Source organism: Pseudomonas sp. NFXW11 (genome assembly GCF_049887815.1).
In the GTDB taxonomy this organism is placed as follows: Bacteria; Pseudomonadota; Gammaproteobacteria; order Pseudomonadales; family Pseudomonadaceae; genus Aquipseudomonas.
On the sequence record NZ_JAGEKI010000006.1, the window covers coordinates 291547 to 318015 of the forward strand.

Consider the following 26469-nt stretch of genomic DNA (forward strand, 5'->3'; position numbering starts at 1 on the left):
TCAGGAGTATCTGCATGTCTTTGAAACTTGGCGTTATCGGTACCGGGGCCATCGGCCAGGATCACATCCGTCGTTGCAGCCAGACCCTGCTGGGCAGCCAGGTGGTGGCGGTCACCGACATCAACCTGGAGTCGGCGGCCAAGGTGCTCGGCGAGCTTGGGCTGAATGCCGAGGTCTACCCGGACGGCCACGCGCTGATCCAGGCGCCACAGGTCGAGGCGCTGCTGGTGACCTCCTGGGGCCCGAGCCACGAGGAGTTCGTGCTGGCGGCGATTGCCGCGGGCAAGCCGGTGTTCTGCGAAAAGCCCCTGGCGGTGACCGCCGCCGGCTGCCGACGCATCGTCGAGGCGGAAATGGCCCACGGCAAGCGCCTGGTGCAGGTGGGCTTCATGCGCCCCTACGACGCGGGTTACCAGGCCCTGAAGGCGGTGATCGACAGCGGCCAGATCGGCGAGCCGCTGATGCTGCACTGTGCCCACCGCAACCCGCGGGTGGGGGAGAACTACAAGACCGACATGGCCATCACCGACACCCTGATCCATGAGCTGGACGTGCTGCGCTGGCTGCTGGCCGACGATTATGTGTCGGTGCAGGTGGTGTTCCCGCGCAAGACCAGCAAGGCCCTGGCGCATTTGCGTGACCCGCAGATCGTGCTGCTGGAAACCGCCCGGGGCACGCGGATCGACGTCGAGGTGTTCGTCAACTGCCAGTACGGCTACGACATCCAGTGCGAAGTGGTGGGGGAGAGCGGCATCGCCAAGTTGCCGGAACCGTCCCAGGTGCAGCTGCGCAGCCAGGCCAAGTTGTCCAACGCCATCCTGATGGATTGGAAAGAGCGCTTTATCGCTGCCTATGACGTGGAGTTGCAGGCCTTTATCGACGGCGTGCGCGCCGGCCGGGTGGGCGGGCCCTCGGCCTGGGACGGCTTTGCCGCCGCGGTGGCGGCCGATGCCTGCATCCAGGCCCAGGACAGCGGTCAGATCGTCAGGATCGAGCTGCCCGAGCGGCCAGCTTTCTACGGCTGAATGGATGGGGTGGGTATGCGTATAGGTCTGGTGGGTTACGGCCATGGCGGTCGTCATTTTCATGCACCGCTGCTGGCCAGCCTGGCCGGTGCGCACCTGGTGGGGGTGGTGACCCGCTCCGCCGAGCGCCGGCGCTTGCTGGCCGAGGATCACCCAGGGGTGGCGGCCTTCGACAATATTGGCCAACTGGCGGCGGCGGGGGTCGATGCCCTGGTGATTTCCACGCCCCTGGAGGGGCGCCCGGCGCTGGTGCTGGAGGCGATCGAGCGGGGTATCGCGGTGGTCAGCGACAAACCCTTCGCCGCCGATGGCGCCGAGGCCGCGGCGCTGATCCAGGCGGCCGCGGCGCGCCAGGTGCCGCTGTGCGTCTATATGAACCGGCGCTGGGACTCGGACTTCCTGACCTTGCGCACACTGATCGACAGCGGCGCGCTGGGCCGCGTCGACCGGTATGAATCGCGGATCGAGCGCTATGCCCCGCAAGCCGTGGGCAATGCCAGTGGCGGCGGCATGCTGCGGGACCTGGGCAGCCACCTGGTGGACCAGGCCCTTGAGTTGTTCGGGCCGGTGGCGCAGGTCTACGCCGAGCTGCATTACACCCCTGAAGAAGCCGTGGTCGACCACGGCTTTTTTGTCTCGCTGAGCCACGTCAACGGTGTGCGCTCCCATCTTTCCGGCAGTTGCCTGCAAAACAGCCCGGCGCCGCGCTTTCGCGTCAGTGGCAGCGCCGGTTGCTACCGGGTCGACGGCCTGGACGGCCAGGAGCAGGCCCTGGTGGCGGGGCGCTCGCCGAAAACCGAAGGCGAGCGCTGGGGCGTGGAGGAGCATCGGCGCTGGGGCTGGTTGGAACAGGGCGAGCAACGTGAACGGGTGGCTTCGCAGCGGGGCGCCTGGAACCAGTTCTATCAGCGCTTGCAGAACGCTCTGCAAGGCCGCGGCGAATTGCCCGTGACGGCCGCCGAGGCCCTGGCCACCACCCTTGTGCTAGACGCTGCGCGCCTGAGTGCAGAGCAGTCGCGGGTGGTGTCGATGAGCGGGGAACTCGAGAAGAAACAGATTTAGAATAAAATTCTAAAATGAGTTGATATGGAAATTATTTTCCAATAAAGTCGGTTTCAGGTTGCCGACTAGCTAGGTCGCAAACCCCTCAGGCTCAGCTTGAGAAGGGCGCGCACCGACCCACAAAAACAAACAGGTACCGTCGATGAAAACCTTCACCTCTGCTCTCCAGGCTGTTCGTTCGAAGTTCCGCCGCCATGGCGCGCCGACCGGCGTTGCACCTCGCCCCAGCCGCTCTGCCGTGCTTCTGACCTGCCTCGGCTTTCTCTCTGAAGAACGCAATGGCTCCCTGCTGTGCTGCGTGCCCGGGGCGCCCATCGTACGCCTGCCGCTCTGAGTTTTTTCTGCGTTTTATCCATAAAACCTACAAGAATGTGGAGAAAGACCTGTTATGAAAACCAAGATCCGTATTGCCTCTCTTGCGCTGTCGATGCTGCTGGCCAGTGGGGCCGCGCTGGCCGATGTGAGGATTGGCGTGAGCATGTCGCAGTTCGATGACACCTGGCTGACCTACCTGCGCGAGTCGATGGATCAGAAAGCCAAGTCGCTGCCCGATGGGGTCAAGCTGCAGTTCGAGGACGCCCGCAGCGATGTGGTCAAGCAATTGAGCCAGGTGGAGAACTTCATCAGCCAGAAAGTCGACGCGATCGTGGTCAACCCGGTGGACACCGCCGCCACCAAGAAAATCACCGAGGCCGCGGTGAAGGCCGGTATCCCCCTGGTGTACGTCAACCGCCGCCCGGATGACCTGAACCTGCCCAAGGGCGTGGTCACCGTGGCCTCCAACGACCTGGAGGCGGGGAAGATGCAGATGCAGTACCTGGCCGAAAAAATGGCCGGCAAGGGTGACATCGTGATTCTCCTGGGGGACCTGGCGAACAACTCCACCACCAACCGCACCAAGGGGGTCAAGGAGGTGCTCAAGCAGTACCCGGGAATCAAGGTGGACCAGGAACAGACCGGGGTCTGGCTGCGGGACAAGGGCATGACCCTGGTCAACGACTGGCTGACCCAGGGCCGCCAGTTCAATGCGGTGGTGGCCAATAACGACGAAATGGCCATTGGCGCCGCCATGGCGCTGAAGCAGGCCGGGGTGAAACCGGGCAGCGTGCTGATCGCCGGCGTCGACGGCACCCCGGATGGCCTGCGCGCGGTGCAGAAGGGCGAGCTGGCGCTGTCGGTGTTCCAGGATGCCAAGGGCCAGGCGGACGGCTCCATCGATACTGCGGTGAAGATGATCAAGCATGAGCCGGTGGAGCCCGCGGTGTGGGTGCCCTATCGGTTGATCACCCCGGACAACGTCGACCAGTTCAAGTAACCCCGGCGGCCTTGCGTAGCCGTTGCATAACAACAATAAGCGGCAGGGCGGCCCCACGCCGCCTGGCCAACGGAGTAGCTGATCATGTTCTCTTGCGCGACTGCCTCGAGCACCCCGCTGGCGGGTAACCCGCCCGCCAGCCCGTCGATTGAAGAGCCCTACCTGCTGGAAGTGATCAATGTCAGCAAGGGCTTTCCCGGGGTTGTGGCCTTGTCCGAGGTGCAACTGCGAGTACGCCCGGGCACGGTACTGGCGCTGATGGGCGAGAACGGCGCCGGCAAGTCGACCCTGATGAAGATCATTGCCGGCATCTACCAGCCGGACGCCGGAGAACTGCGGCTCAAGGGCCGGCCGGTGGTCTTCGACACGCCCCTGGCGGCCCTGCAATCGGGCATTGCGATGATCCACCAGGAGCTCAACCTGATGCCGCACATGAGCATCGCCGAGAACATCTGGATCGGCCGCGAGCAGCTCAATGGCCTGCGCATGATCGATCACCGCGCCATGCACCGCTGCACCGCGCAGTTGCTGGAGCGCCTGCGGATCAACCTCGACCCCGAGGAACTGGTGGGCCAGCTGAGCATCGCCGAGCGGCAGATGGTGGAGATTGCCAAGGCGGTGTCTTACGACTCCGATGTGCTGATCATGGACGAACCGACCTCGGCCATTACCGACAAGGAGGTGGCGCACCTGTTCTCGATCATTGCCGACCTCAAGGCCCAGGGTAAGGGCATCATCTATATCACCCACAAGATGAACGAGGTGTTCGCCATCGCCGATGAAGTGGCGGTGTTCCGCGATGGCGCCTATATCGGCCTGCAACGGGCCGACAGCCTGGACGGCGACAGCCTGATCTCGATGATGGTGGGGCGCGAGCTGAGCCAGTTGTTTCCCCAGCGCGAGAAACCCATCGGCGACCTGCTGCTGCAGGTGCGCGACCTGCGCCTGGATGGCGTATTCGACAGGGTGTCGTTCGACCTGCATGCAGGGGAGATTCTCGGCATCGCCGGGCTGATGGGCTCGGGCCGGACCAATGTCGCGGAAACCCTGTTCGGCATCACCCCGAGCAGCGCCGGCGAGATTGTCCTCGACGGCCAGGCCCTGCGCATCAGCGACCCGCACCAGGCGATCGAGAGGGGCTTTGCCCTGCTCACCGAGGACCGCAAGCTCAGCGGGCTGTTCCCGTGCCTGTCGGTGCTGGAAAACATGGAAGTGGCGGTGCTGCCGCATTACGCCGGCACAGGTTTTGTAAAGCAGAAGGCCTTGCGCGCCCTGTGCGAGGACATGTGCAAGAAGCTGCGGGTCAAGACCCCGTCCCTGGAGCAATGCATCGACACCTTGTCCGGGGGCAATCAACAGAAGGCCCTGCTGGCGCGCTGGCTGATGACCAACCCGCGCATCCTGATTCTCGATGAGCCGACCCGGGGCATCGACGTTGGCGCCAAGGCCGAGATCTACCGCTTGATCTCCTTCCTCGCCAGTGAAGGCATGGCGGTGATCATGATTTCCTCCGAGCTGCCCGAGGTGCTGGGCATGAGCGACCGGGTCATGGTCATGCACGAGGGGGAACTGATGGGCACCCTCGAGCGCAGCGAAGCGACCCAGGAGCGGGTGATGCAACTGGCTTCGGGGATGGCCCTGGCGCACTGATTGTTCAATCGATGGCGGCCGGCGGCGCGCTGATTCGCCGCGGCCAGGCAATGACAAAGGTGAGTGGTTATGAACGTGATCTCGGAAAACAAACCTGCCGCGGCGCCCGCCAGAACGCGCCGGCGCTTTCCCACCGAGCTGAGTATTTTCCTGGTGCTGATCGGCATCGGCCTGGTCTTCGAGCTGTTCGGCTGGATGGTGCGCGACCAGAGTTTCCTGCTGAACTCCCAGCGCCTGGTGCTGATGATTCTGCAGGTGTCGATCATCGGCCTGCTGGCCATCGGTGTGACCCAGGTGATCATCACCACCGGCATCGACCTGTCCTCGGGCTCGGTGCTGGCGCTGTCGGCGATGATTGCCGCGAGCCTGGCGCAGACCTCGGACTTTGCCCGGGCGGTGTTTCCCTCGCTGACCGACCTGCCGGTGTGGATACCGGTGGTGGCCGGGCTGGGGGTGGGGCTGCTGGCGGGGGCGATCAACGGCAGCATCATCGCCATCACCGGCATTCCACCCTTTATCGCCACCCTGGGCATGATGGTCTCGGCCCGCGGCCTGGCCCGCTATTACACCGAAGGCCAGCCGGTGAGCATGCTCAGCGATTCCTACACCGCCATCGGCCATGGCGCCATGCCGGTGATCATCTTCCTGGTGGTGGCGGTGATCTTCCATATAGCCCTGCGCTACACCAAGTACGGCAAGTACACCTACGCCATCGGCGGCAATATGCAGGCGGCGCGTACCTCGGGGATCAACGTCAAGCGCCACCTGGTGATCGTCTACAGCATCGCCGGGCTGCTGGCGGGGCTGGCCGGGGTGGTGGCCTCGGCGCGGGCTGCCACCGGGCAGGCGGGGATGGGCATGTCCTATGAGCTGGACGCGATTGCCGCGGCGGTGATCGGCGGCACCAGCCTGGCCGGGGGCGTGGGGCGCATCACCGGCACGGTGATTGGCGCGCTGATTCTCGGGGTAATGGCCAGCGGCTTCACTTTTGTCGGGGTCGATGCCTATATCCAGGACATCATCAAGGGCCTGATCATTGTCGTGGCGGTGGTCATCGACCAGTACCGCAACAAGCGCAAGCTCAAGCGTTGAGAAGGCCTGAATCTGCCGTTCGGCACTGCCGTTTGTCTTCTAACAGCACCGCAACTATGGAATTTTTTGTTATAAACGCACTCCGATAACTGCCACCAAAGCCCGCAATAGCGGGCTTTGTGCGGTTTGTCGGACAGATTCGTTGTCATTTCAGTTGCTGCGCCCTCAAACCGGCCTTAGACTGCCGCCCCTCGTAAATTGAGTGCCGGGTGGCGCTTGGAAGGTTTGGCGCCTTCCTGATGACCTGAATGGTCAACCGGGAACAGTTTGAATTCGCCTTAATGCACGTATTTTTTATAGAGAAATCAATGACCAAGGATAAGTTGCTGGCCATGCCGGCGGATGACTACATGAATGCCGAGCAACACGCTTTTTTCACTGAGCTGTTGCAAGCCATGAAGGTGGAAACCCACGAGCGTATCGAGCAGAACCGGATCGCCATTGAAAGCCTGGACACCCCGGCTGACCCGGCCGACGCCGCTTCCGTCGAAGAAGAGCGCACCTGGTTGGTCAACGCCATCGATCGCGACCAGCGCATGCTGCCGCAGCTGGAACAGGCCCTGGGCCGTATCGGTGACGACAGCTTCGGCTGGTGCGACGACAGCGGCGAGCCGATCGGCCTCAAGCGCCTGCTGATCAGCCCCACCACCAAGTACTGCATCGAAGCCCAAGAGCGCCACGAGCAGATCGACAAGCATCAGCGTCAGGCCTAACGGCAGCCTCTAGCGGCAAGCTTCCAGCAGCAGGCAAAACTGTGGCCAGGGAGCTTGCTCCCGCCGAGCCGCAGCATGGCGGCAACAACAGCCGCCACCCGCAAGCGGGTCCTGGGCACATTCGCATGCCAACCCGCTTGTCGCTAAAAGCTTGCCGCTTGTAGCTGCCTTCCTTTGATCTACTGCAACATCCCATCCCCGCCAATCCCCAATACTTCCCCGTTCTTGCCGCTGTCGTTGTCCTACTAAGGGATCATGGCTAATGGCCTTGTTGTGACGTCTAATGCGGCAAAACAATTAGAACGAGATGGGGTGCCAAACATGTCAAGAGATGGATCTCTCGCGGTGCCGGTCGTACCCGCGCACACCACTGCCGTCGCCCGCTGGTGGGCGCCCACCTTGCAGAGCGCAGCCTTGCTGCTGGTGCTCGGCGGGCAGGCCCTGGGCAACTGGCCGCTGTACCTGTGCCTGCCCCTGGCGGTGCTGGTGGTCTGGCTGCCGCGGTTACGCAGTCGGCGTGTGGCGGAAGCTGCGTCGAGCACGGTCGACAATCAGCTCTCCACGCTGACCCGCGACTTGTCCTACAGCACTTCCCACAATGCCCTGTCCGCCGCTGGCGTGGCCTATTCGGTGACCCAGCTGGCAGACAAGCTGCAATCCCAGCTGGACGCGGCGGCGCGCATCGTCGGTAACGCCGAAGTGATGATCAAGACCGAGCAGGTCACCTCGCAACTCAGCCAGCAGGCCTTGGGCGCGGCCAGCGAGGCCCATGCCAGCAGCGCCGAAGGGCGCACGGTGCTGGGGGAATCCATCAGCCGCATGCATTCGCTGAGCCAGCGGGCCAATGGCAGCCGCGAGCTGATCGAGGCCCTGAGCCAGCGTAGCGAGGACATCCAGCGGGTCACCCTGGTGATCCAGTCGATTGCCAGCCAGACCAACCTGTTGGCGCTCAATGCGGCGATCGAGGCAGCCCGGGCCGGCGAGCACGGTCGCGGTTTCGCCGTGGTGGCCGATGAAGTGCGCGGCCTGGCCGGACGCACTGCCATTGCCACCGACGAAGTGGGAGTGATGGTGGCCGATATCCAGCAGCGCACCAGCGATGTGGTGGAGCAGATCCGCCAGCTGTCCGATGACCTGAGCCAGGGCGTCGAGCAGGTGGAAGATACCGGTCGCCATCTGGACAACATCGCGCGGCTGGCGGCGGGGGTGGAAGAGCAGGTCAGCGAGATTGCCCGGGGCGCCGATACCAACCGCGAGCAGCTCGACAGCCTGTTCCATGCCGTGGAGCAGATGCGCAGCGACCTTGCCGTCAGCGACCAGCAGACCCGGCGCCTGGCCGAGGCTGCGGTACAGATGGAAGGGCAGGCGGAAACCATCAGCGAACGCCTGGCGGTGGTCGGCCTGGATGACTATCACCAGCGCGTCTATGACCTGGCCCGGGAAGGCGCGCGGCGCATTGCCGAGCAGTTCGAAAGTGACCTCGTGCAGCAGCGCATCGGCCTCGACGAGCTGTTCGACCGCCGCTACCAGTTGATTGCCGACACCGAGCCGGCGCGCTATCACACGCGCTTCGACCGTTACACCGACCAGGTGCTTCCGCCGATCCAGGAGTCGCTGCTGCCGCGCCACGACGGCCTGGTGTTCGCCATTGCCTGCACCCAGGAAGGTTATGTACCGACCCACAACCAGGCGTTCTCCCAACCGCTGACCGGCGATCCGCAGGTGGACAACCTGCACAACCGCAGCAAGCGCAAGTTCGCTGACCGCACCGGCATTCGCTGCGGCAGCCATCAGCAGCCCTTGCTGTTGCAGACCTACACCCGCGACACCGGCGAATTGATGCATGACCTGTCGGTGCCGATCATGGTCCAGGGCCGGCATTGGGGAGGCTTGCGCCTGGGCTACCGGCCGGAGCAGGCGCCGCCCCAGCGCAAGGCCTGAGGCGCCTGTGGTGTTGCCGATTGTTGTGAATGCTGCAAGGCAGCTGTGCAGGATCGGGCTATTACCCGTCTCGGAAATTGAATTAGTATGCTGATGTCGTTAGGAGGCTAACTAATTGTTCGAGGTTCTCCATGCACAGCAAGGTTGATGTGGCGGTGATGATCGGCAGCGGTGTTCCCACTGCGCTGCGGGCCCAGGGACGTAAGGCGTGCTGGGTAGTATTGGTCAATGGCGAGCGGCGAGGCACCGCGTTCGCCAGTCGCGCCGAGGCCGAGGAATGTCGCCAGGCCTGGCAGGCACAACTGGCGGGCGGGCGTGCCGGCCGCCAGGTTTTTCAGTATTCGGCTTGAGGCGTGCGCCGTCAGGCATCCAGGGCGCCCTGGTCGATGGCCTGCTTGAGGGCCCTGGCCGAAGCCTTGGCTGCGGCAGCGGCATCTTCCGGGGTCTTGAACCAGCGGTCGCGTTCCACCTGGTGGAAGGTGATGTGTTTGAGGGGGGGCTTGGTGCGCATGGCGATCACTGCCTGAAATTCGCCACGGACCTCTCTGCACTCGCCGCGAATGAAAAACTCGCCAATATCCAGTTCAGTCATTTCCAGCTCTCCGTTGAAGATGAGTGAGTGCTTGAATTCGCACTGGGTGCGCGTTCAATCCGCGGCGGAGTATGGCAGTTGCAGGCCGCTGGCGGGCTGAGTTAGGTCAGCTGGAACTACTGTAGAGACTTATCTTGCGATTCAAACTGAAACTTCTGATGCTGATTGGGGTAAATACGGGACTCTGTTTTCCAGCATACCGGCTAGAATACCGGGCGCTCGTACAGCGCCCCTGACCACATTGTCGGCTTGTTGTTGAACAGCCTGCTTGGGTCTACAGTCCGGGGCAGGTCGCTTTAAATAGTCGAAATACACAAAGTTGCTCTAGAATTGCCTTCGCAACCCGAAGTGGCAGCCGATCCGGGCCATCATGATCAGGGTGTATCCGGCCTCCTGGCCTGTTTACGCACCCGCCCCGGACCATGCCCAGCCACGTTTTGCAGGGTGTCAGAGCCTACTCCACAAGACTTCGACAGGTGCCGCAAGCCAGGGCGAATTGCCCGTTGCCCAGCGCCTGGACCGAGAGTCGCGGGCCTGCTTGAGTGTTGTTTCGGGTAAAGAGTCAGGGTGTTCACGCCGTCATGGCGTTTTTTTCGTGGCGCTTTTTTTTCAGGCGACACCATTTTGAGTATCGGGGAGTGTTCCTTGGCAGTAAGTAATCTTGAAATGCATGCACTGTTCGTCTTGGGTGATTTGCGCGCCAAGCTGGTCAAGCAGTTCCAATCTCGTTTTGTCTACATCACCGAGCAATCCGCCGAAGGCATCTATATCGCCGAGATCGACACCGAGACCGCGCTGGTGGTGGATGACAAGCCGCGCCTGGAACTCAAGGTCGGCGATCATTTCCGCGCCGCAGTGTTGCCCAGCCGTGAAGGCGGCAAGCTGGAGATCCGCTTTCGCGAGATCAAGCTCACGGTCTACGGCCTGGGCGACTATGCCTTTGTCAGCAGCCCGCAGGGCCAGGGCATCGTGTTCAAGGAAGGCCAGTCGGTGGTGATGGTGTTTGCCGCCAACGAGCAATTGAGCGAAGGCGTGAGCAAGACCCTCAAGGCGGCCAGTGCCAAGGCCGCCAAGTTCCGCAAGGGCGAACTGGTGAGCTTCAAGGCCAGCGAGTGATGGACCAGAGTCGCGCCGAGTTTCACCAGCAGCACCAGGCGGCGGCCTGCGCCGAGGCCCAGCGCCTGTATGCCGAGAAAGCCATATTGCAAGGGGCTTGGCTGAACTGGGTGGCGGCCCAACTGTACAACCTGCGTCCGGCGGCCTACGCCAGCATGGTGCGCCGCGAGCTGCAACGCTTGCAGGAACAGGCGCAGCCATAAGCACCGAGCCGCGCATCACCCGCGGTGGAAAACCGGGAACCTCGACTACAGTCAGTTGACTTAATGCTTCAGGGGCCGTGCGCATTGGCTCCCTTGGCCCTGGTCCTGACCCCAAGAGGTGAACCATGAAAGGTTTTCGAGCGCTGCTGTGCAGCAGCCTGCTGACCCTGGCTGCGCTGGGCGCGCCGCCCCTGAACGCGGCCCCGGCGCCGATCCACTTCGCCGACCTGAACTGGGAAAGTGGCGGCCTGATTACCGAGATCCTGCGGCTGGTGGTGGAAAACGGCTACGGCCTGCCCACCGACACCTTGCCCGGTACCACCATCACCCTGGAAACCGCCCTGGCCAACAACGATATCCAGGTGATCGGCGAAGAGTGGGCCGGACGCAGCCCGGTATGGGTCAAGGCCGAGGCCGCAGGCAAGGTGCTGGCCCTGGGCGATACGGTCAAGGGCGCCACTGAAGGCTGGTGGGTGCCGGAGTACGTGATCAAGGGCGACCCGGCCAAGGGCCTCAAGCCCCTGGCGCCGGACTTGCGCAGCGTTACCGACCTGGCCCGCTACAAGGCGCTGTTCAAGGATCCGGAAAGCCCGGACAAGGGCCGCTTTCTCAACAGCCCGATTGGCTGGACCTCGGAAATCGTCAATCAGCAGAAGCTCAAGGCCTATGGCCTGGACGCCAGCTACGTGAACTTTCGCAGCGGTTCCGGCGCGGCCCTGGATGCCGAGATCAGCTCGGCAATCCGCCGTGGCCAGCCGATCCTCTTCTACTACTGGTCGCCCACGCCCTTGCTCGGGCGCTTCAAGCTGGTGCAACTGGAAGAACCGCCGTTCGATGCCGAGGCCTGGAAGACCCTCACCGATGCCGAGAATCCCAACCCGCGGCCCAGCCGTTCCCTGGCCTCGAAGCTGTCGATCGGCGTGTCGGCGCCGTTCCACCGGCAATACCCGCAACTGGTGGACTTCTTCAGCAAGGTCGACCTGCCCATCGAACCCTTGAACCGCGCCCTGGCGCAGATGAGCGAAAGCCACAGCGCGCCCCGCGATGCGGCCCGGGATTTTCTCAAACAGCACCCGCAGGTCTGGCGCCCCTGGCTGCCCGCTGAAGTGGCCGACAAGGTCGCCGCCAGCCTCCCGTAGAAGCCGGCTTGCCGGCGAAGGGGCCCTTGAACCTTGCGCAAGGCTTACGGACGCCTTCGCGGGCAAGCCCGCTCCTACGGGTGGTGGTGTGCAGTGTTCTATTGTAGGAGCCGGCTTGCCGGCGAAGAGGCCCTCAAGCCTTGCATCGCCCTTGCAGACGCCTTCGCTGGCAAGCCGGCTACACAAGCCAGCGGGCCGGATGGCTCAGAAACGCGTTTGCACGGCCAGCTCGAAGCTCCGCGGCTGGCCCAGGTAGTAGGCCGGCGAGACATGGGCGAACTGGCCGTAGACCTGGTTGGTCAGGTTGCGCACCCGACCGGTCAGGGTGGTGTGGCTGTCCACCTGGAAGCGCAAAAAGCTGCCGTACAGAGTGTAGGCGGGCAGGGTCAGGGTGTTGGCGTTGTCGGCGTACACCGCGGCCACGTAGCGTGCATCCACCCCGGCCTGCCAGCTCGGGGCCAGGTCATAGGTCAGCCACAGGTTGGCCACGCGCTGCGGCACGTTGGTCGGGGTATTGCCCTTGCGTGACACCACCGCGCCACTGGCGATCTTCTCGTTGAACTCGCCGTACTCGGCGTCCACCCAGGCAAAGTTGCCTTCGGCCAGCAGCTTCGGGGTGATGCGCAGCGAACTGGCCAGCTCGATGCCTTTGGACGTCTGTTGGCCCACCGGAATGCTGTTGGCCGGGTCCAGGGGGTCGGTCACGGCAAAGTCCTTGCGTTCGATGCGGTAGGCGGCGAGGGTCGCCGAGCCACGACCTTGCAGGTAGTCGAACTTGCTGCCCACTTCCCATTGCTTGCCGGTGGACACCTCGAAGTTCTGGGTGCCGCTGGGCTGCTCGGCGGCGGTGCTGTACTGCACATAGACATTGGCGCTGGGCAGGAACTGCCAGGTCAGGCCCAGGCGCCCGGTGACCGGCTCCCAGCTGCGCTTGAGGTGCCGCGGGTTGCTGCTGGTGATTGCCCGATGATTGGTGACGTCCAGGTCGATGGCGTCGTAGCGCAGGCCGCTGAGCAGGGACAGCTCATCGGTCAGGGCCAGGCGGTTCTCGACGAACAGGGCGCGGGTGGTGACCTGGTTGGTCTTGTCCTTGACCCAGGCCTGGCGGGTGCCCGGCAGGTCATAGAAATACCCGGGCGAGAAGCTGCCGGGGTCGACACTGTTGCTGGCCGGCACATTCCATGGCGAGTTGGTGGTGCTGTTGACCTTGTACTCCAAGCCTGCGGACCAGGTGGTGTCGAGGCCGAACAGCCGGTCATCGTGGCGCAGTTCGAACTGATTGCCGTCCTGCTGGCCCTGGTGCCGTACCAGGTAGGCCGTGGAGCGCTTCACCCGGCTGTTGTCGGCGTTGTACTGGTAGGTTTCCAGGTTGCGGTAGTCGCGCTGGCTGTCCAGGTGATAGAGGGTATTGCGCAGGCTGGTGCTGGGGTTGATCCGGTAGTCGATGATCGAGCGCAGCCACTGCGTGCGCTGTTCATACAGGCCATCGGCAACGTTGTAGTTGTTGAAACGGTTGTGCCGGTCGATCTTGAGCTCGCCGGCCTTGGGGTTAAGCACCGGGGTGCCCCAATAGGGGCTGTCCTCGTGCTCGTCCTGATACTCCAGGGCCAGGGTGTGTGACAGGTCCGGGGTCAGGTCGCTGAGCAGGGAGAAGGCCAGGCTCCAGGCATCCCGTTGCTGACGGTCGATATAGCCGTTGCTGGTGTTGTGGCTGACGTCGAAGCGCGCGTAGTGCTGCACCTCGGCGCCGGCCGGGCTGAGGGCGTGGTTGACCCCGAAGGCGGTCTGGGTGGTGTCGAAGCTGCCATAGCCGAGCAGGGCCTCGGCGGCCTGTTCACGCCGGTCGGCGAGCTTGGTCACGTAGTTCAGCGAACCGCCCACGGAACCGGCGCCATTGATCAGCGATGAAGGGCCGCCCACCAGCTCCACCCGGTCGTAGATCCAGGCGTCCACCGGGCGCGCCAGGCCGGTGGCGACATTGATACCGTTGAACATCTGGGTGATCTGGCTGCTGGTGAAGCCGCGGTAGGAGACGAAACCGCCGAACCCCGGCGGCGCACTGGCATTGACCCCGGGCAGGGCATTGGCGGCCTCCTGGAAGGTGCGCGCGCCGCGTCGTTCGAGGTCCTGGCGGCTGGCCACGGCCACCGAGGCCGGGGTTTCACGCACACTCAGGCCCAGGCGCGAGGCCATGCCGCTAGACTGGTCCAGGGCCAGGCCGGGCTCGGCCTCGGGTTCTTCGGCGCCAATGGTGGTAGGGCTCAGCTCCACGCCGGGGGTGCTCCAGGCCGTGAACGACAGGCAGGCCAACAGGCTCGCCAGCAAAGGAAGGTGTTTCATAGGTACATCCTGAATTCTTGACTAGGAAAAGACCCACGACAGCGCGCCGCGTGTTGGCGCAGTGGGCAGGTTGGGCAGGGCAAGAATCAGGCGAGCGGCGGGGCTCGGGTATGGGCGCTGGGCCAGAAGTCGCGGGAGGGCAGGGTGAGGTGCGGCAGGGGCGCCAGTGGCGGCGCCTGGGGCTGCGGCAAGAGCACCAGGTTGAGGCTGGAGTTGAGCGCCGGGCCCATGCCACCGGTGGAGCACAAGGGGCAGCCGAAGGCCTTGGCCAGGGTCGGCAGGGAGTCCTGTTCGGCGGGGTTCTGCTGGGGCGCCTGGGTGTTGGCAATGACGCTGCAGAACTGCCCGCCGATGCCATTGAGCTGCAGGCCGAGCATCTGCCCATGGCCGATGCTGCAGGCGAACACATTGAACAGGACGCAGCAGTAGAGCATCCAGGCAATGAGCGAGCGATCGGCGCGGGCGAATTTCATGGGCCGGCACTTTATCACCGAAGCTGACGAACGCACTTACAAAAATCGCCAATCGGGTCCATTCTCTTGACGACTTTTTTACACGGACGTCTAGACATGAACCTTCTGCTCGCACGGGGAGTTGCCGGCAGCTTCCTGTTGATCAGCCTGATCCACCTGTACTGGGCCGCTGGCGGCAAGCGCGGCAGCGAAGCGGTGATTCCCCAGGTGCCGGGGCCCAGGCCCGGCCAGCGCCGACCGGCGTTCCAGCCACCGGCCCTGGCCACCTTGCTGGTGGCGGTGGGCCTGCTGCTGGTGGCCATGCTGGTGTGCCTGCGGGTCGGGCTCTACCTGCCCAGCGTGAGCCACCCGTCGTTGCAGTGGGTGATCAGCGCCATCGCCCTGCTGATGTTCGCCCGGGCCATTGGCGACTCCGAGCTGGTGGGCTTCTTCAAGGAAGTGCACGGCTCGACATTCGCCCGGCTCGACACCCTGTTCTATTCACCCCTGTGCGTGGTGCTGGGTGCCGGCCTGCTGGTGCTGGCCTGGGCCTGAACCCCAGGCTGGCCTCAGTTGCCGTTCTCGCTGCGCTTGCTGCTGACCTCTGCCGGCACATCGTCGCCGGCCATGCGCTTGCGAAACAGTGCCGCCCGGGCCAGCAGCAGGGTGGTTACCGGCACGGTGATCGACAGCAGGATGGGAATCAGCCAGGCATGCAGCACCGGCCCCGACTTGAGCGTGGAGAAGTACAGGATCGAGGCCAGGGCCACGCTCCATGAACCCAGGGTCGAGGCCAGCGCGGGCGGGTGCATGCGCTGGAAATAGCTGGGCATGCGCAGGATGCCCAGGGCGCCGATCAGGGCGAACAGGCTGCTGATCAGCAGCAATAGGGCCACCAGCACCTCGACCCACAACGGCAATGCTTCCAGGGTCATTCGATCACCTCGCCACGCAGGAGGAATTTGGCCAGGGCAAAGGAGCCGACAAAGCCGAACAGGGCGATCAGCAGCGCCGCCTCGAAATAGGTATCGCTGGCGTAGCGGATGCCCAGCACCAGCATCATCAGCATCGCCAGGATATACAGGTAGTCCAGGGCCAGTACCCGGTCCTGGGCCGAGGGCCCGCGAAACAGGCGCACCAGGGTCAGCACCATGGCCAGGGAAAAGATGAACAGGCTCAGCACAATGGCATTGCTCAGCAGCGGGCTCATTCGAAAATCTCCATCAGCGGGCGTTCGTAGGTCGCCTTGAAGTGCTGGATGAATTGCGCCTCGTCCTGTAGATCGAAGACGTGCAGCAAGAGAATGCTGCGATCCAGCGACAGCTCCGACCAGACCGTGCCGGGCACCACCGTGGTGATGGTCGACAGCGCCGCCAGGCCATTGGCGTCGCGCAGGTCCAGGGGGATCTTGACGAAGGCCGAGCGCACCGGCCGCCAGGGATTCCTGAGCACGCCCCAGGCCACCAGCAGGTTGGATACCAGCACATCGCGACCCACCACCAACAGCAGGCGCAGCACCGTGCCGGGGCGGCGGATGCGAATCGGCTGCGGCCGCAGCGGGCGCATCAGCAGTGGCGCGAGAAAGCCCAGCAGGGCCCCCAGCAGCAGGTTGCCGGGGCTTACCGAGAGGTTCAGCAGCAGCCACAGCAGCCACAGCGCCAGGGACAGGAAGGGCGACGGTAACAGGCGCTTCATGGTTGCACCTCCAGCACTTGCGCGGCCTTGGCTTCAGGGCTGAGCACGGTACGGGTGCCAAGCACTGCCATCACATAATGCTCGGGCTGATTGAGGTCGCGGGCGGTGTCCTGGGTCAGGCGCAGCAAGGGCTCGGCCTTGAAAGTCAACAGCACGCAGAGCCCCAGCAGGGCCACGATCGGCACGCATTCCAGGCGCCGCAACAGCGGTGAAGGCCGCTCCGCCGGGCTCCAGAAACGCTGGACGCCCAGGCGCGCAAAGGCGATCAGCGAGGCCAGGCCGGAGAGAATCAGCAGCGCCAGGAAACACCAGGCCGCCGGCGTCACCGGGGTGTCGCTGTTGACGCCCAGGCCTTCGGGGCCGAGCAGCGCGGCAATCAGGTTGAGCTTGCCAATAAAACCCGACAGCGGCGGCATGCCGACAATCAGCAGGGTGCAGGCAATAAAGCTCAGGCCGAGGAAGGCCATGGTCCAGGGAATCACCTGGCCCACCACCACCTTCTGCTCATCGTCGAGGTTGCTGCCCCGGGTCGGTGGCGGCGGCTCCTGCGGGCGTGGCAAGGCCTCACCTTCATCCTCCAGCGGCACTTCGGTGGCCGAGCGCGAGCGCTCGATCAGCTCTGCCAGGAGGAACAGCGCGCAGAGCGCCAGGGTCGAGCTGAACAGGTAGAACAGCGCCGCGCCGGTCAGCGCCGGCTGGGCGAAACCGGTGACCGCCAGGAGGATGCCCGCCGACACCAGGATGCTCAGGCTGGCCATGCGTTCCAGGCGTTGCGCGGCGAGAATCGCCAGGGCCGCGCAGGCCATGGTGGCCAGGCCGCCATACACCAGCCACTGGCCACCGAAATACGCCGAGGCCCCGGCCTGCCCGGAGAACAGCAGGGTCCACAGGCGCAGCACGGTGTACACGCCGACCTTGGTCATGATGGCGAACAGCGCCGCCACCGGGGCACTGGCCGAGGAATAGGCCGGCACCAGCCAGAAGTTCAGCGGCCACATCCCGGCCTTGGCCAGGAAGGCGATGGCCAGGATCGCCGCGCCGGCATGCAGCAGGCCGCGGTCGGCTTCCGGCACCAGGGGAATCTTCAGCGCCAGGTCGGCCATGTTCAGGGTGCCGGTAACCCCGTAGATCATCGCCGTGCCAATCAGGAACAGCGACGAGGCCAGCAGGTTGATGGTGATGTAGTGCAGCCCCGAGGACACCCGCGCGCGCCCCGAGCCATGCAGCATCAGGCCGTAGGACGCCGCCAGCAGCACCTCGAAGAACACGAACAGGTTGAACAGGTCGGCGGTCAGGAAGGCTCCGTAGAGGCCCATCAGCTGGATCTGGAACAGCGCATGGAAACTGGCCCCGGCGCCGTCCCAGCGGGCCATGGCGAACAGCAGCGCGCTGACCCCGACGATGCCGGTGAGCACCAGCATCAGTGCCGACAGCCGATCCACCACCAGCACGATGCCGAAGGGCACCTGCCAGTTGCTCGGCAGGTACACGCCAAAGGAGCCGGTGGCGCCCTGGGCCTGGGTCCAGTACAGCAGGTAGCAGGCCAGGGCCAGCCCCAGCAGGCTGGAGAACAGGTTGAGGCGGGCCTTGAGCGGCCGGTGTTTTTCCCCCAGCAGCAGGAGGATGGCCGCGGTCAGCAGCGGCAGCAGGATCGGGGCGACTATCAGGTGCGACAACAGACTCATTCCTTGGGCTCCCGGCCGTCCACATGGTCGGTGCCGGTCAGGCCCCGGGACGCCAGCAGCACCACCAAAAACAGCGCGGTCATGGCGAAGCTGATGACGATGGCGGTGAGCACCAGCGCCTGGGGCAGCGGGTCGGTGTAGTGCAGCAGGTCCTGGGGCACGCCGTCCTTGACGATTGGCTCCTTGCCGATAAACAGGCTGCCCATGCTGAAGATGAACAGGTTGACCGCGTAGGACAGCAAGCACAGGCCCATCACCACCTGGAAGGTCCGCGGGCGCAATACCAGCCAGACGCCGGAAGCGGCGAGCACGCCAATGGCGATTGCAATGACTTCTTCCATCAGCTGGCTCCGCTCTTGATCAGGGATTTGGCCTGGTTGGCCGGTTTGTGCGCCCGTACCGACTGGTGCGCCAGGGCCGTGAGGATCAGCAAGGTGGCACCCACCACCACCGCGTACACGCCGATGTCGAAGAACAGCGCGCTGGCGATATGGATATCACCGAACAGCGGCAGGTCCAGGTGCACCGTGTGGGTGGTGAGGAAGGGGTAGCCCCAGGCCAAGGCGCCGAGGCCGGTGGCCAGGGCGAACAGCAGCCCGGTGCCCATCCAGCGCAGCGGTCGCAGGCTCATCTGCGCCTCGACCCACTGGGTGCCGGCCACCATGTACTGGAGGATAAAGGCCACCGACATCACCAGCCCGGCAACGAAGCCGCCGCCCGGCAGGTTGTGCCCGCGCATGAACAGGTAGAAGGACACCACCAGGGCAATCGGCAGCAGCAGGCGCACCAGCACCGCCGGCACCATCATGAAGCCCAGGGCGGTATCGCTGGCCTGGCGCGGGTTGACCAGGTCGGTGACCACGTCCGGCGCCAGCAGCCGCTGTTGCGCCGGCAACTGCATGCTTTCCTTGGGCGGGCGGAAGCGCCGCAGCAGGGCGAACACGGTCAGGGCCACCGCCGCCAGCACGGTGATCTCGCCCAGGGTGTCGAAGCTTCGGAAGTCCACCAGGGTCACGTTGACCACATTGGTGCCGCCGCCTTCGGGCAGGGCGCGGCTCAGGTAGAACGAGGAAATATCGTTGGGGGTCGGCCGGGTCAGCATGGCGTAGGACAGCACCGCCATGCCCAGGCCCACGCCAATCGACAGGCACAGGTCGCGCAGGCGGCGAATGCGTGCCTTGGGCAGGCTGCTGGGCAGTGGCGACACTTCCTCGATCCGCCGTGGCAGCCAGCGCAGGCCGAGGAGGATCAGCACCGTGGTCACCACTTCCACCACCAACTGGGTCAGGGCCAGGTCGGGGGCGGAGAACCAGACGAAGGTCACGCAGGTCATCAAGCCGCAGACGCTGACCATGGTCAGGGCCGCCAGACGGTGGTACTTGGCTTGCCAGGCGGCGCCCAGGGCGCAGGCAATGGCCAGCAGCCAGAAGGTCACGAAGACGATGGAGCCGGGGATCTTCGGCCGATCGCCCCAGCTCAGCGGGCTGTAGAGCATGGGGATCAGCCCGGCGATCACCGCCGCCAGCACCAGCACGAACAGCTGGGTCTGCAGGCGCCGGGTGCTCAGCCGGCGTTCCAGGTTGCGCGCCAGGCGCGTCAGGCTCACCAGGCTGCGCTCGAACAGGCGCTTGCCATTGAGCCGGCCCACCCCCGGCGGATAGGCGAAGCGCCCGGCCACCAGCGGCTTGCGCAGCAGCAGGTAAAGCACGATGCCGGCGCTCATGGCGATCAGGCTCATGATCATCGGCGCGTTGAGGCCGTGCCAGATCGCCAGGCTGTACTCGGGCAGGGTGCCGCCCACCACCGGCAGCGCTGCGGCGGCCAGCAGCGGGCCAATGATCTGCGCCGGGAACATGCCCACCAGCAGGCAGGTGAACACCAAGAGTTCAACCGGCGCACGCATCCAGCGCGGTGGCTCGTGGGGCGTGTGCGGCAGGTCGGTGGCCGGCTCGCCGAAGAACACGTCGACGGTGAAGCGCAGGGCATAGGCCACGCTGAAGGTACCGGCGATGGTGGCGATCACCGGCAGCGCGGTTTCCACCCAGGCGCTGGAATTGATGAACACCGTCTCGGCGAAGAACATCTCCTTGGACAGGAAACCGTTGAGCAACGGCACCCCGGCCATGGAGGCGCTGGCCACCATGGCCAGGGTCGCGGTGTAGGGCATCAGCTTGATCAGGCCGTTGAGCTTGCGGATATCCCGGCTGCCGCTCTCATGGTCGATGATCCCCGCGGCCATGAACAGCGAGGCCTTGAAGGTGGCGTGGTTGAGAATGTGGAACACCGCGGCCACCGCCGCCAGCGGGCTGTTCAGGCCCAGCAGCAGGGTGATCAGCCCCAGGTGGCTGATGGTGGAGTAGGCCAGCAGGCCCTTGAGGTCGTTCTGGAACATCGCGCAGTAGGCGCCCAGCACCAGGGTGCAGGCACCGGCGCCGCTGACGATCCAGAACCATTGCTCGCTGCCGGACAGCGCCGGCCACAGGCGGGCCAGGAGGAATACCCCGGCCTTGACCATGGTCGCCGAGTGCAGGTAGGCCGACACCGGGGTCGGCGCGGCCATGGCGTGGGGCAGCCAGAAGTGGAAGGGAAACTGTGCGCTTTTGCTCAGGGCGCCGAGCAGAATCAACGGAAGCAGGATGGGGTAGAGGGCGTGGGCCTTGATCTTGTCACCGGCAGCTAGCACCTGGTCCAGGTCGTAGCTGCCGACCACATGGCCGAGCAGCATGACCCCCGCCAGCAGGCACAAGCCGCCGGCACCGGTGACCATCAGCGCCATGTAGGCGCCGCGTCGGGCATCGGCGCGGTGGTGCCAGTAGCCGATCAGCAGGAAGGAGAACAGGCTGGTCAGTTCCCAGAAGAACACGATCTGGATCAGGTTGCCGGAGATCACCAGGCCGAGCATGGCCCCCATGAACGCCAGGAAGAAGGCGAAGAAGCGTGGCACCGGGTCTTGTGCCGACATGTAATAGCGCGCATACAGCGACACCAGCGTGCCAATGCCCAGCACCAGCAGCGAGAACAGCCAGGCGAAGCCGTCCAGGCGCAGCACGAAATTCAGCCCCAGGCTCGGCAGCCAGGCATACTCCTCGCGGATCACCCCGCCATCGGCGATCTGCGGGTAGAGCAGGGCCACCTGGACAGTGCCCACCAGGGCCAGCAGACCGGCCAGCAGGGATTCGCTGTTGCGAGCGTTGTGCGGCAAGACGGCCGCGATACAGCTGCCTATGAACGGCAGAAGCAGTAGAACTATCAGGGACATAGGCTTCTAATCTGCGGAAAAGTATGACGCATAATACGTGCCAGGCCCTTGATCACCAACCGCCAGGCGCGGCCAGATCGCCATAAGAAATGTTACATGCGCTTTCAAAGGTAGGAGACAAACACCCACTGCGCCCGTTCTCCGGGAGCTGTGGGGCCAATGTCTTGCACACACAACCCGGACCAGGATCGACACGGATGCCCTCGCTTCATGCCCCGACACCCAGGCGCTGGCTGCGCCACGCTGTTTTCGCACTGCTGTACATGGCCCTGGGAGCGCTCCTGGGGATTGCCCTGGAGCACCTCTATCCATCGCCCCAGAACATGCTCAGTACCCGCCAGGCGCTGGTGATCGAGGGGCCGCCAGACGACGCGCAGACCTACCGCCTGCCGCCGGGCACCGTGCTCTATTTCGACCGCGCCTTCCCGGAGGGGCATGTGCGTTACCGCGCCTATTTCAACTACCGAGGGGTGCCGGAACACGATCCGGTGCCCCTTGAATCCAAGCACCAGGGCTCGCTGATTGCCCCAACCTGGCTTTACGCCCCCGAAGACGCTCCCCTGTAGGGGAAAAGGGTTCAGGACTTCGCCGCTTCGCCGGGCGGTTGTGCCGTTTCTGCCGGCGCCTGGCCCTTGGGTTTCCACTCGCTGATGATCACCGCGAGTACGATCAAGGCGCCACCCAGCAGCGCCAGGCCCGGCAGGCGTTCCCCGGCGATGCGCCCGACAATCCCGGCCCACACCGGTTCACCGGCATAGATCAGGGTGGCGCGAGTCGGCGAAACGCTTTTCTGCGCCCAGTTCATCGCCAGCTGTATCGCCGCGCTGGCCGCCCCCAGGCCCAGGGCGCTGGCCAGCAGCAACCAGGAGAACCCCGGCAGCGCTTCACCGGTCGGCAGCACCATGGCAAAGGCCAGCAGCGAGGTGACCGCCAGTTGCACCACCGTGACCCGACGCACATCCACCTTGCCGCCAAAACTGCTGATCAGGATGATTTCGGCGGCAATCGCCAGGGTGCTGATCAAGGTGGCAATTTCCCCAGGGCTGAAATCCAGGGAGGCGCCGTTGGGGCCGGACAACAGCATCAACCCGGTGAACGCCAGCATGATGCCGATACTCGGCAGCAATCCCGGGCGCTTGCCCATGAACAGCCATTGCAGCAGCGGCACGAAGGGCACATACAAGGCAGTGATAAACGCCGACTGGCTGCTGGGAATGCTCTGCAGGCCAACGGTCTGCAGGCCGTAGCCGAGCATGATGGCGGTGCCGATAAAACTGCCCGCGCGCAATTCGAACAAGGTCAGGCCGCGCAGGTGGCGCAGGGAAAACAGGGCGACCAGGCACGCCGCCGCGGCAAATCGCAGGCCGACGAAAAACATCGGCCCGCTGACGCTCATGGCGTTTTGTACCAAGAGAAAGGTGCCGCCCCAGATCATGGTAATCAGCACCAGCACGGCTTCGGCTTTGCTCAATTTGAAGATGTGTTTGCGAGAGGGCGTCGCGGTCATGGCCTTGCGTGCTACCTGGGAGGGACGCACAATGCGCCGGAAGTTGGGCAGTATACTGCGCAGACCCCAAGAGCGAGCAATATAGTGCACAAAGACCACCACCAGCGGGCCTCGGTCCTGCAACACGTGAGCCTCAACGTACGTCGCCTGCGCCTGGCCGCCGGCCTGAGCCAGAGCGCCCTGGCGGAAAAGTCCGGGGTCAGCAGGCGCATGCTGGTGGCCATCGAGGCGGGGGAGAAGAACGTCAGCCTGGGGACCCTGGACCGGGTGGCCGAAGCCCTGGGCCTGGCCTTCAGCGACCTGGTGCAGGCGCCGGATGCCCGCGACCCCGGGCGCATCAATGAGCTGGCCTGGGCCGGCGAAATCCCCGGCAGCCGGGCCATGCTCCTGGCCAGGGCCGCGGCGACCCGGGAAGTGGAGCTCTGGGAGTGGCGCCTGGAACCTGGGGAAACCTATCACAGCGAATGCGACACCGAAGGCTGGAGCGAGCAGATCTACGTATTCGAAGGCTGCCTCACGGTGTTTTTCGGCGACCGCGAACAGCGCCTGGAATGCGGCGACTTCTTTGTCTTCGCCAGCCATGTGCCCCATGGCTACCGCAATGATGGGCCGCAGGCCACGCGCTTTGTGCGCAATGTGGTGTTCTGAACCCGGGCCCTGGCGACAAGGGTTTGCCGGGCGATAGCAATGGGCTTTCTGCTGGTCGGGCAAGCGATTAATCTGACGCCCGAACATGCGCTTGCCAGATCGCCTGCACAGGCTCTGGCCGACCCCCTATCGACAGTGAGCATTGCATGAGTCAACCCCCAGCCCCACAGCTAACCCCTGCCACCCGTGATGCCGAGATCCTGATTGTTGGCGGCGGCCTCAGCGGCGCCTTGCTGGCCGCGCAACTGCTGCGCCTGCCGGGGCAGCGGCGGATCCTGGTGATCGAGCCGCGCAGCGAGCTGGGGCGTGGCGAGGCCTACAGCGCGGTGGAACTGGGTCATACCCTAAACGGCAATGCCGCGCGGATGAGCGTCGACCCGGACAACGCCGACGACCTGACGCAATGGCTGACCCAGCATATAGCCGGGGGCGGCTGGCCCGAGTCGAAATGCCAGCCTGTGCCGATCAGCGAGCTGTTTCCACCCCGGGGGCTGTTTGGCGGCTATGTCCAGCAGCGCCTGGCCGAGGCCCAAGCCCGGGGCCGGCAGTGGGGCTCCTCGGTCATGCATGTGCGGGCCGAGGCCGTGGACCTGGAGTCATTCACCGACGGGGTGCTGCTGACCCTCGACGACGGCCGGCAGCTGCGCGGGGCCCATGGCGTGCTGGCCACCGGCATGTTCCCGGCGGCGCGCACGGCGCAGATCCAGTCCAGCGGGCTTAACGCTGCCGCCCTCGACCCCTGGGACGTGCAAGCCATGAGCCGGCTCGATCCGGCGGCAACGGTGCTGATCATCGGCTCCGGGCTGACCATGGTGGATGCCGTGGTGTCCCTGGAGCAGGCCGGGCATCGCGGCCCGATCGAGGTGTTCTCTCGCCACGGGCTGCTGCCCCATGTGCGTCGCCAGCCGCCGGCCTGGGAGGATTTCCTCGGCGCCGACCCGAGCCTGCGCAGCCCCCGACAACTGCTCCGGGAAGTGCGTCGCCAGTGCCAGGCGGCGTTGGATCAGGGCATCGACTGGCAGGCGCCGCTGGACACCGTGCGGGTGCATATCGGCCGGCTCTGGAGCCAGGCCACGGATTTTCAGCGCCGGCAGTTCGTGCGCCATGTGCGGCCCTGGTGGGAAAGCCACCATCACCGTTCGCCGCCCCTGAGCGCCGAGCTGGTGGCGCGTTTGCACGAAGAAGGGCGGCTGCGGGTGCATGCTGCCTCGTACCAGGGGCTGGCGCCGGCAGAGCAGGGGCGCCTGGCCATCCGCATGCGCTACCGCGGCAGCCCGGACAGTGTGCGGGTGCCGGGGGATGCGCTGATCAACTCCAGTGGCATCGAATACGACTGGCGCCGGGTGGCGCGGCCCTTGCCCCGGCAGTTGCTGGCCCGCGGCCTGGTGCAGCCGGGGCCCTTGGCCCTGGGCATCAGCGCCGACCCTGATGGCGCCGTGCACAATGCCCTGGGCCAGGCCAGCACACGGCTGTTCGCCATGGGCCCACCCTTGCGCGGCCTGTGGTGGGAAAGCACCGCAGTCACCGATGTGGCCCTGCAAGCCAAGGCCCTGGCCGCCCGCCTGGCCAACCCAGCCCCGTAGGAGCGGGCTCGCCCGCGAAGGGGCCAGGATGGGTGGCTATAAGGTTACCCAACGCTGCTCCTGGGCGGCCTCCCGAATCGCCGCTGCCAGCCGCTCCACCTCCCAGGCTTCAGCGAAATCCGTGCCGTCCCGGCCCTGGCCGCACAGGGCCAGGAGCAATTCCTGCACCTCCAGGGTCTTGAGCTCGTTGTAGCCCAGCTGATGCCCCGGCGCCGGGCTGAAGGCGGCGTAGCCGGGCAGCTCGGGCCCGGCCAGCAGGCGCTGGAAACCCTTGTGCCCGAGCCGATACAGGCGCAGTTCGTTGAGGCGTTCCTGATCGAAGGCCAGGGTGCCGAGGGTGCCGCTGATCTCGAAGCTCAGGTGGTTCTTGTAGCCGTGCTTGATCCAACTGCTGCTCAGGGTGCCCCGGGCGCCATTGGCAAAGCGCAGCAGGGCGTGGGCCTGGTCGTCCACGGCGATGCTGCGGCGCTCCTGGCTGCCGGGCTGGGTGGGGCGTTGCCGGTGCACGGTCTGCAGATCGGCGCACACCGCCTGCACCGGCCCCATGAGAAAGCGCGCCATGGCCAGCAAGTGGCTGCCCAGGTCGGCCAGGGCGCCACCGGCGTGTTGCGGGTCGCAGCGCCAGGACCAGGGCGAATCCGGGTCGGCCATGAAATCTTCGCTGAACTCGCCCTGGAAACTCAGCAGCTGCCCCAGCTCGCCCTTGCCGATCAGTTCCCGTGCCAGGGCGATCATCGGGTTGTGCTGGTAGTTGTAGCCCACCCGGGTCACCACCCCGGCCGCGCTGGCGGCCTGGTGCATCTGCCGGGCCTGGTCGAGGCTGACCGCCAGGGGCTTTTCGCAATACACCGCCTTGCCCGCTGCCAGCGCCGCCATGGCCATGGGGAAGTGCAGGTGATTGGGGGTGGTGATGGCCACCAGGTCGACCCGGGGGTTGGCGATCAGTTGCTGCCAGTCGCCATGGGCCTGGGCGAAGCCCCAGGCGCCGGCGCAGTGTTCGGCGCGCTGCGGGTCGGCATCGGCCAGGGCCGCCAGGTGCAGGCGCACCGGCAGTTCGAATACCGCGCTGACGCTGCGAAACGCCAGGGCGTGGGCGCGGCCCATAAAGCCGGTGCCGATCAAGCCAATGCCAAGTTCATTCATGGTCGCACCTGCAGAATTATTGTTTTAGGGAAGGCTAGTTATGGAATAAATATTCTTTAATTGCAATTGATGGAATTAAAATTTTGATGGCTTCTGTAGAAGCCGGCTTGCCGGCGAAGAGGGCCGTGAGCACAGTGCGGACCATGCCGACGCCTTCGCTGGCAAGCCAGCTCCTACAGGCAATAAAAAAGGTTCTTCACGGATTACCGGGAAAGACGCTCTTGATCTTCATAAAAAAGAATTCGCTATCCCGGTAACCGTACGCCATCCGTTTGATGACCTTTATTCGATTGTTTATCCCTTCCAGTT

28 protein-coding genes are annotated in these 26469 nt (G+C 64.9%); 16 read left to right on the forward strand and 12 right to left on the reverse strand.

Annotated features, from left to right (window positions below; translation table 11 throughout):
* Positions 1–14 precede the first annotated feature (14 nt).
* The 9 genes from J4P02_RS12375 to J4P02_RS12415 all read left to right on the forward strand — a co-directional run bounded on the left by J4P02_RS12375 (position 15) and on the right by J4P02_RS12415 (position 9148).
* Positions 15–1025 carry a Gfo/Idh/MocA family oxidoreductase gene (locus J4P02_RS12375; protein ID WP_426190526.1) on the forward strand — a complete coding sequence of 337 codons (1011 nt, stop codon included), beginning with the start codon at positions 15–17 and terminating at the stop codon, positions 1023–1025.
* A 15-nt stretch (positions 1026–1040) separates the two neighbouring features.
* A complete protein-coding gene (locus J4P02_RS12380) occupies positions 1041–2087 on the forward strand; it encodes a Gfo/Idh/MocA family protein (protein ID WP_426190528.1) in 1047 nt (348 codons plus the stop codon).
* Positions 2088–2229: 142 nt separating this feature from the next.
* Positions 2230–2421 carry a hypothetical protein gene (locus tag J4P02_RS12385; RefSeq protein ID WP_426190530.1) on the forward strand — a complete coding sequence of 64 codons (192 nt, stop codon included), beginning with the start codon at positions 2230–2232 and terminating at the stop codon, positions 2419–2421.
* A gap of 54 nt (positions 2422–2475) precedes the next feature.
* Positions 2476–3402: a sugar ABC transporter substrate-binding protein gene (locus J4P02_RS12390; protein WP_426190532.1), complete on the forward strand. Its 927-nt coding sequence runs from the start codon at positions 2476–2478 to the stop codon at positions 3400–3402.
* An 84-nt stretch (positions 3403–3486) separates the two neighbouring features.
* On the forward strand, positions 3487–5052 hold the full coding sequence (locus tag J4P02_RS12395) for a sugar ABC transporter ATP-binding protein (RefSeq protein WP_426190534.1): 1566 nt from the start codon (positions 3487–3489) through the stop codon (positions 5050–5052).
* A 69-nt stretch (positions 5053–5121) separates the two neighbouring features.
* The gene (locus tag J4P02_RS12400) at positions 5122–6144 is read left to right on the forward strand and encodes an ABC transporter permease (protein WP_426190536.1); all 1023 of its coding nucleotides are present in this window, start codon (positions 5122–5124) and stop codon (positions 6142–6144) included.
* Positions 6145–6452: 308 nt separating this feature from the next.
* Positions 6453–6857 (forward strand): TraR/DksA family transcriptional regulator, encoded by a 405-nt coding sequence (locus J4P02_RS12405; protein WP_426190539.1) that lies wholly within the window; start codon positions 6453–6455, stop codon positions 6855–6857.
* A gap of 702 nt (positions 6858–7559) precedes the next feature.
* Complete coding sequence (locus tag J4P02_RS12410; RefSeq protein WP_426190596.1) at positions 7560–8798, forward strand: methyl-accepting chemotaxis protein; 1239 nt, start codon at positions 7560–7562, stop codon at positions 8796–8798.
* A gap of 131 nt (positions 8799–8929) precedes the next feature.
* Positions 8930–9148, forward strand: coding sequence for a hypothetical protein (locus J4P02_RS12415; RefSeq protein ID WP_426190541.1), 219 nt, complete (start codon positions 8930–8932; stop codon positions 9146–9148).
* A gap of 11 nt (positions 9149–9159) precedes the next feature.
* Here the strand turns inward: J4P02_RS12415 and J4P02_RS12420 are convergent, their stop codons facing one another.
* The gene (locus tag J4P02_RS12420; protein ID WP_426190543.1) at positions 9160–9390 is read right to left on the reverse strand and encodes a hypothetical protein; all 231 of its coding nucleotides are present in this window, start codon (positions 9388–9390) and stop codon (positions 9160–9162) included.
* A gap of 645 nt (positions 9391–10035) precedes the next feature.
* Here J4P02_RS12420 and J4P02_RS12425 point away from each other — a divergent pair.
* From J4P02_RS12425 to J4P02_RS12435, 3 genes are all read left to right on the forward strand, one after another.
* Entirely contained in the window at positions 10036–10506 is a 471-nt protein-coding gene (locus J4P02_RS12425; protein WP_426190545.1) for a hypothetical protein, read from the forward strand.
* Positions 10506–10709 carry a hypothetical protein gene (locus J4P02_RS12430; protein ID WP_426190547.1) on the forward strand — a complete coding sequence of 68 codons (204 nt, stop codon included), beginning with the start codon at positions 10506–10508 and terminating at the stop codon, positions 10707–10709. The genes J4P02_RS12425 and J4P02_RS12430 overlap by 1 nt, the downstream gene beginning before the upstream one ends.
* A 125-nt stretch (positions 10710–10834) precedes the next feature.
* The gene (locus J4P02_RS12435) at positions 10835–11848 is read left to right on the forward strand and encodes an ABC transporter substrate-binding protein (RefSeq protein WP_426190549.1); all 1014 of its coding nucleotides are present in this window, start codon (positions 10835–10837) and stop codon (positions 11846–11848) included.
* Between the two features lie 204 nt (positions 11849–12052).
* On the opposite strand, the gene J4P02_RS12440 is transcribed toward J4P02_RS12435, so the two are convergent.
* Both J4P02_RS12440 and J4P02_RS12445 read right to left on the reverse strand, forming a co-directional pair.
* Positions 12053–14188, reverse strand: coding sequence for a TonB-dependent receptor (locus J4P02_RS12440; protein WP_426190551.1), 2136 nt, complete (start codon positions 14186–14188; stop codon positions 12053–12055).
* Positions 14189–14274: 86 nt separating this feature from the next.
* On the reverse strand, positions 14275–14661 hold the full coding sequence (locus tag J4P02_RS12445) for a DUF2946 domain-containing protein (protein ID WP_426190553.1): 387 nt from the start codon (positions 14659–14661) through the stop codon (positions 14275–14277).
* Between the two features lie 96 nt (positions 14662–14757).
* Between J4P02_RS12445 and J4P02_RS12450 the strand changes: the two genes are divergently transcribed.
* The gene (locus J4P02_RS12450; RefSeq protein WP_426190555.1) at positions 14758–15195 is read left to right on the forward strand and encodes a DUF3995 domain-containing protein; all 438 of its coding nucleotides are present in this window, start codon (positions 14758–14760) and stop codon (positions 15193–15195) included.
* Between the two features lie 14 nt (positions 15196–15209).
* Here J4P02_RS12450 and J4P02_RS12455 read toward each other — a convergent pair whose 3' ends face one another.
* The 6 genes from J4P02_RS12455 to J4P02_RS12480 are packed head-to-tail and all read right to left on the reverse strand — an operon-like array spanning position 15210 to position 21279.
* On the reverse strand, positions 15210–15575 hold the full coding sequence (locus J4P02_RS12455; RefSeq protein WP_426190557.1) for a Na+/H+ antiporter subunit G: 366 nt from the start codon (positions 15573–15575) through the stop codon (positions 15210–15212).
* Positions 15572–15850 carry a K+/H+ antiporter subunit F gene (locus tag J4P02_RS12460; RefSeq protein WP_426190559.1) on the reverse strand — a complete coding sequence of 93 codons (279 nt, stop codon included), beginning with the start codon at positions 15848–15850 and terminating at the stop codon, positions 15572–15574. Before J4P02_RS12460 ends, J4P02_RS12455 begins: the two co-directional genes overlap by 4 nt.
* Entirely contained in the window at positions 15847–16335 is a 489-nt protein-coding gene (locus J4P02_RS12465) for a Na+/H+ antiporter subunit E (RefSeq protein WP_426190561.1), read from the reverse strand. Before J4P02_RS12465 ends, J4P02_RS12460 begins: the two co-directional genes overlap by 4 nt.
* Positions 16332–18020, reverse strand: coding sequence for a monovalent cation/H+ antiporter subunit D (locus tag J4P02_RS12470; protein WP_426190563.1), 1689 nt, complete (start codon positions 18018–18020; stop codon positions 16332–16334). The genes J4P02_RS12465 and J4P02_RS12470 overlap by 4 nt, the downstream gene beginning before the upstream one ends.
* The gene (locus J4P02_RS12475; protein WP_011060906.1) at positions 18017–18361 is read right to left on the reverse strand and encodes a Na+/H+ antiporter subunit C; all 345 of its coding nucleotides are present in this window, start codon (positions 18359–18361) and stop codon (positions 18017–18019) included. Before J4P02_RS12475 ends, J4P02_RS12470 begins: the two co-directional genes overlap by 4 nt.
* Positions 18361–21279 carry a monovalent cation/H+ antiporter subunit A gene (locus tag J4P02_RS12480; protein WP_426190566.1) on the reverse strand — a complete coding sequence of 973 codons (2919 nt, stop codon included), beginning with the start codon at positions 21277–21279 and terminating at the stop codon, positions 18361–18363. The genes J4P02_RS12475 and J4P02_RS12480 overlap by 1 nt, the downstream gene beginning before the upstream one ends.
* 197 nt (positions 21280–21476) lie before the next feature.
* On the opposite strand from J4P02_RS12480, the gene J4P02_RS12485 reads away from it, so the two are divergent.
* Positions 21477–21845 (forward strand): hypothetical protein, encoded by a 369-nt coding sequence (locus J4P02_RS12485; RefSeq protein WP_426190568.1) that lies wholly within the window; start codon positions 21477–21479, stop codon positions 21843–21845.
* 11 nt (positions 21846–21856) lie between these two features.
* On the opposite strand, the gene J4P02_RS12490 is transcribed toward J4P02_RS12485, so the two are convergent.
* A complete protein-coding gene (locus J4P02_RS12490; RefSeq protein WP_426190570.1) occupies positions 21857–22876 on the reverse strand; it encodes a DMT family transporter in 1020 nt (339 codons plus the stop codon).
* Between J4P02_RS12490 and J4P02_RS12495 the strand changes: the two genes are divergently transcribed.
* Both J4P02_RS12495 and J4P02_RS12500 read left to right on the forward strand, forming a co-directional pair.
* Entirely contained in the window at positions 22871–23434 is a 564-nt protein-coding gene (locus J4P02_RS12495) for a helix-turn-helix domain-containing protein (protein ID WP_426190572.1), read from the forward strand. The two genes, J4P02_RS12490 and J4P02_RS12495, sit on opposite strands and share 6 nt — an antisense overlap.
* Before the next feature lie 146 nt (positions 23435–23580).
* On the forward strand, positions 23581–25017 hold the full coding sequence (locus tag J4P02_RS12500; protein ID WP_426190574.1) for an FAD/NAD(P)-binding protein: 1437 nt from the start codon (positions 23581–23583) through the stop codon (positions 25015–25017).
* Positions 25018–25053: 36 nt separating this feature from the next.
* Here J4P02_RS12500 and J4P02_RS12505 read toward each other — a convergent pair whose 3' ends face one another.
* Together J4P02_RS12505 and J4P02_RS12510 are read right to left on the reverse strand one after the other, a co-directional pair.
* Positions 25054–26160, reverse strand: coding sequence for a Gfo/Idh/MocA family protein (locus J4P02_RS12505; protein WP_426190576.1), 1107 nt, complete (start codon positions 26158–26160; stop codon positions 25054–25056).
* A 196-nt stretch (positions 26161–26356) separates the two neighbouring features.
* A partial coding sequence (locus J4P02_RS12510; protein ID WP_036984840.1) for a transposase occupies positions 26357–26469 on the reverse strand: 113 nt, incomplete at its 5' end.

Excerpts from the sequence above, each read along its gene's own strand:
- J4P02_RS12450 (WP_426190555.1), top strand. The coding sequence starts at position 14,758 with ATGAACCTTCTGCTCGCACGGGGAGTTGCCGGCAGCTTCCTGTTGATC.
- J4P02_RS12415 (WP_426190541.1), top strand. The coding sequence starts at position 8,930 with ATGCACAGCAAGGTTGATGTGGCGGTGATGATCGGCAGCGGTGTTCCC.
- J4P02_RS12440 (WP_426190551.1), bottom strand. The coding sequence starts at position 14,188 with ATGAAACACCTTCCTTTGCTGGCGAGCCTGTTGGCCTGCCTGTCGTTC.
- J4P02_RS12460 (WP_426190559.1), bottom strand. The coding sequence starts at position 15,850 with ATGAGCCCGCTGCTGAGCAATGCCATTGTGCTGAGCCTGTTCATCTTT.
- J4P02_RS12475 (WP_011060906.1), bottom strand. The coding sequence starts at position 18,361 with ATGGAAGAAGTCATTGCAATCGCCATTGGCGTGCTCGCCGCTTCCGGC.
- J4P02_RS12430 (WP_426190547.1), top strand. The coding sequence starts at position 10,506 with ATGGACCAGAGTCGCGCCGAGTTTCACCAGCAGCACCAGGCGGCGGCC.
- J4P02_RS12485 (WP_426190568.1), top strand. The coding sequence starts at position 21,477 with ATGCCCTCGCTTCATGCCCCGACACCCAGGCGCTGGCTGCGCCACGCT.
- J4P02_RS12385 (WP_426190530.1), top strand. The coding sequence starts at position 2,230 with ATGAAAACCTTCACCTCTGCTCTCCAGGCTGTTCGTTCGAAGTTCCGC.
- J4P02_RS12410 (WP_426190596.1), top strand. The coding sequence starts at position 7,560 with ATGATCAAGACCGAGCAGGTCACCTCGCAACTCAGCCAGCAGGCCTTG.
- J4P02_RS12435 (WP_426190549.1), top strand. The coding sequence starts at position 10,835 with ATGAAAGGTTTTCGAGCGCTGCTGTGCAGCAGCCTGCTGACCCTGGCT.
- J4P02_RS12400 (WP_426190536.1), top strand. The coding sequence starts at position 5,122 with ATGAACGTGATCTCGGAAAACAAACCTGCCGCGGCGCCCGCCAGAACG.
- J4P02_RS12480 (WP_426190566.1), bottom strand. The coding sequence starts at position 21,279 with ATGTCCCTGATAGTTCTACTGCTTCTGCCGTTCATAGGCAGCTGTATC.
- J4P02_RS12390 (WP_426190532.1), top strand. The coding sequence starts at position 2,476 with ATGAAAACCAAGATCCGTATTGCCTCTCTTGCGCTGTCGATGCTGCTG.
- J4P02_RS12465 (WP_426190561.1), bottom strand. The coding sequence starts at position 16,335 with ATGAAGCGCCTGTTACCGTCGCCCTTCCTGTCCCTGGCGCTGTGGCTG.
- J4P02_RS12500 (WP_426190574.1), top strand. The coding sequence starts at position 23,581 with ATGAGTCAACCCCCAGCCCCACAGCTAACCCCTGCCACCCGTGATGCC.
- J4P02_RS12375 (WP_426190526.1), top strand. The coding sequence starts at position 15 with ATGTCTTTGAAACTTGGCGTTATCGGTACCGGGGCCATCGGCCAGGAT.
- J4P02_RS12395 (WP_426190534.1), top strand. The coding sequence starts at position 3,487 with ATGTTCTCTTGCGCGACTGCCTCGAGCACCCCGCTGGCGGGTAACCCG.
- J4P02_RS12405 (WP_426190539.1), top strand. The coding sequence starts at position 6,453 with ATGACCAAGGATAAGTTGCTGGCCATGCCGGCGGATGACTACATGAAT.
- J4P02_RS12470 (WP_426190563.1), bottom strand. The coding sequence starts at position 18,020 with ATGAGTCTGTTGTCGCACCTGATAGTCGCCCCGATCCTGCTGCCGCTG.
- J4P02_RS12420 (WP_426190543.1), bottom strand. The coding sequence starts at position 9,390 with ATGACTGAACTGGATATTGGCGAGTTTTTCATTCGCGGCGAGTGCAGA.
- J4P02_RS12505 (WP_426190576.1), bottom strand. The coding sequence starts at position 26,160 with ATGAATGAACTTGGCATTGGCTTGATCGGCACCGGCTTTATGGGCCGC.
- J4P02_RS12445 (WP_426190553.1), bottom strand. The coding sequence starts at position 14,661 with ATGAAATTCGCCCGCGCCGATCGCTCGCTCATTGCCTGGATGCTCTAC.
- J4P02_RS12380 (WP_426190528.1), top strand. The coding sequence starts at position 1,041 with ATGCGTATAGGTCTGGTGGGTTACGGCCATGGCGGTCGTCATTTTCAT.
- J4P02_RS12455 (WP_426190557.1), bottom strand. The coding sequence starts at position 15,575 with ATGACCCTGGAAGCATTGCCGTTGTGGGTCGAGGTGCTGGTGGCCCTA.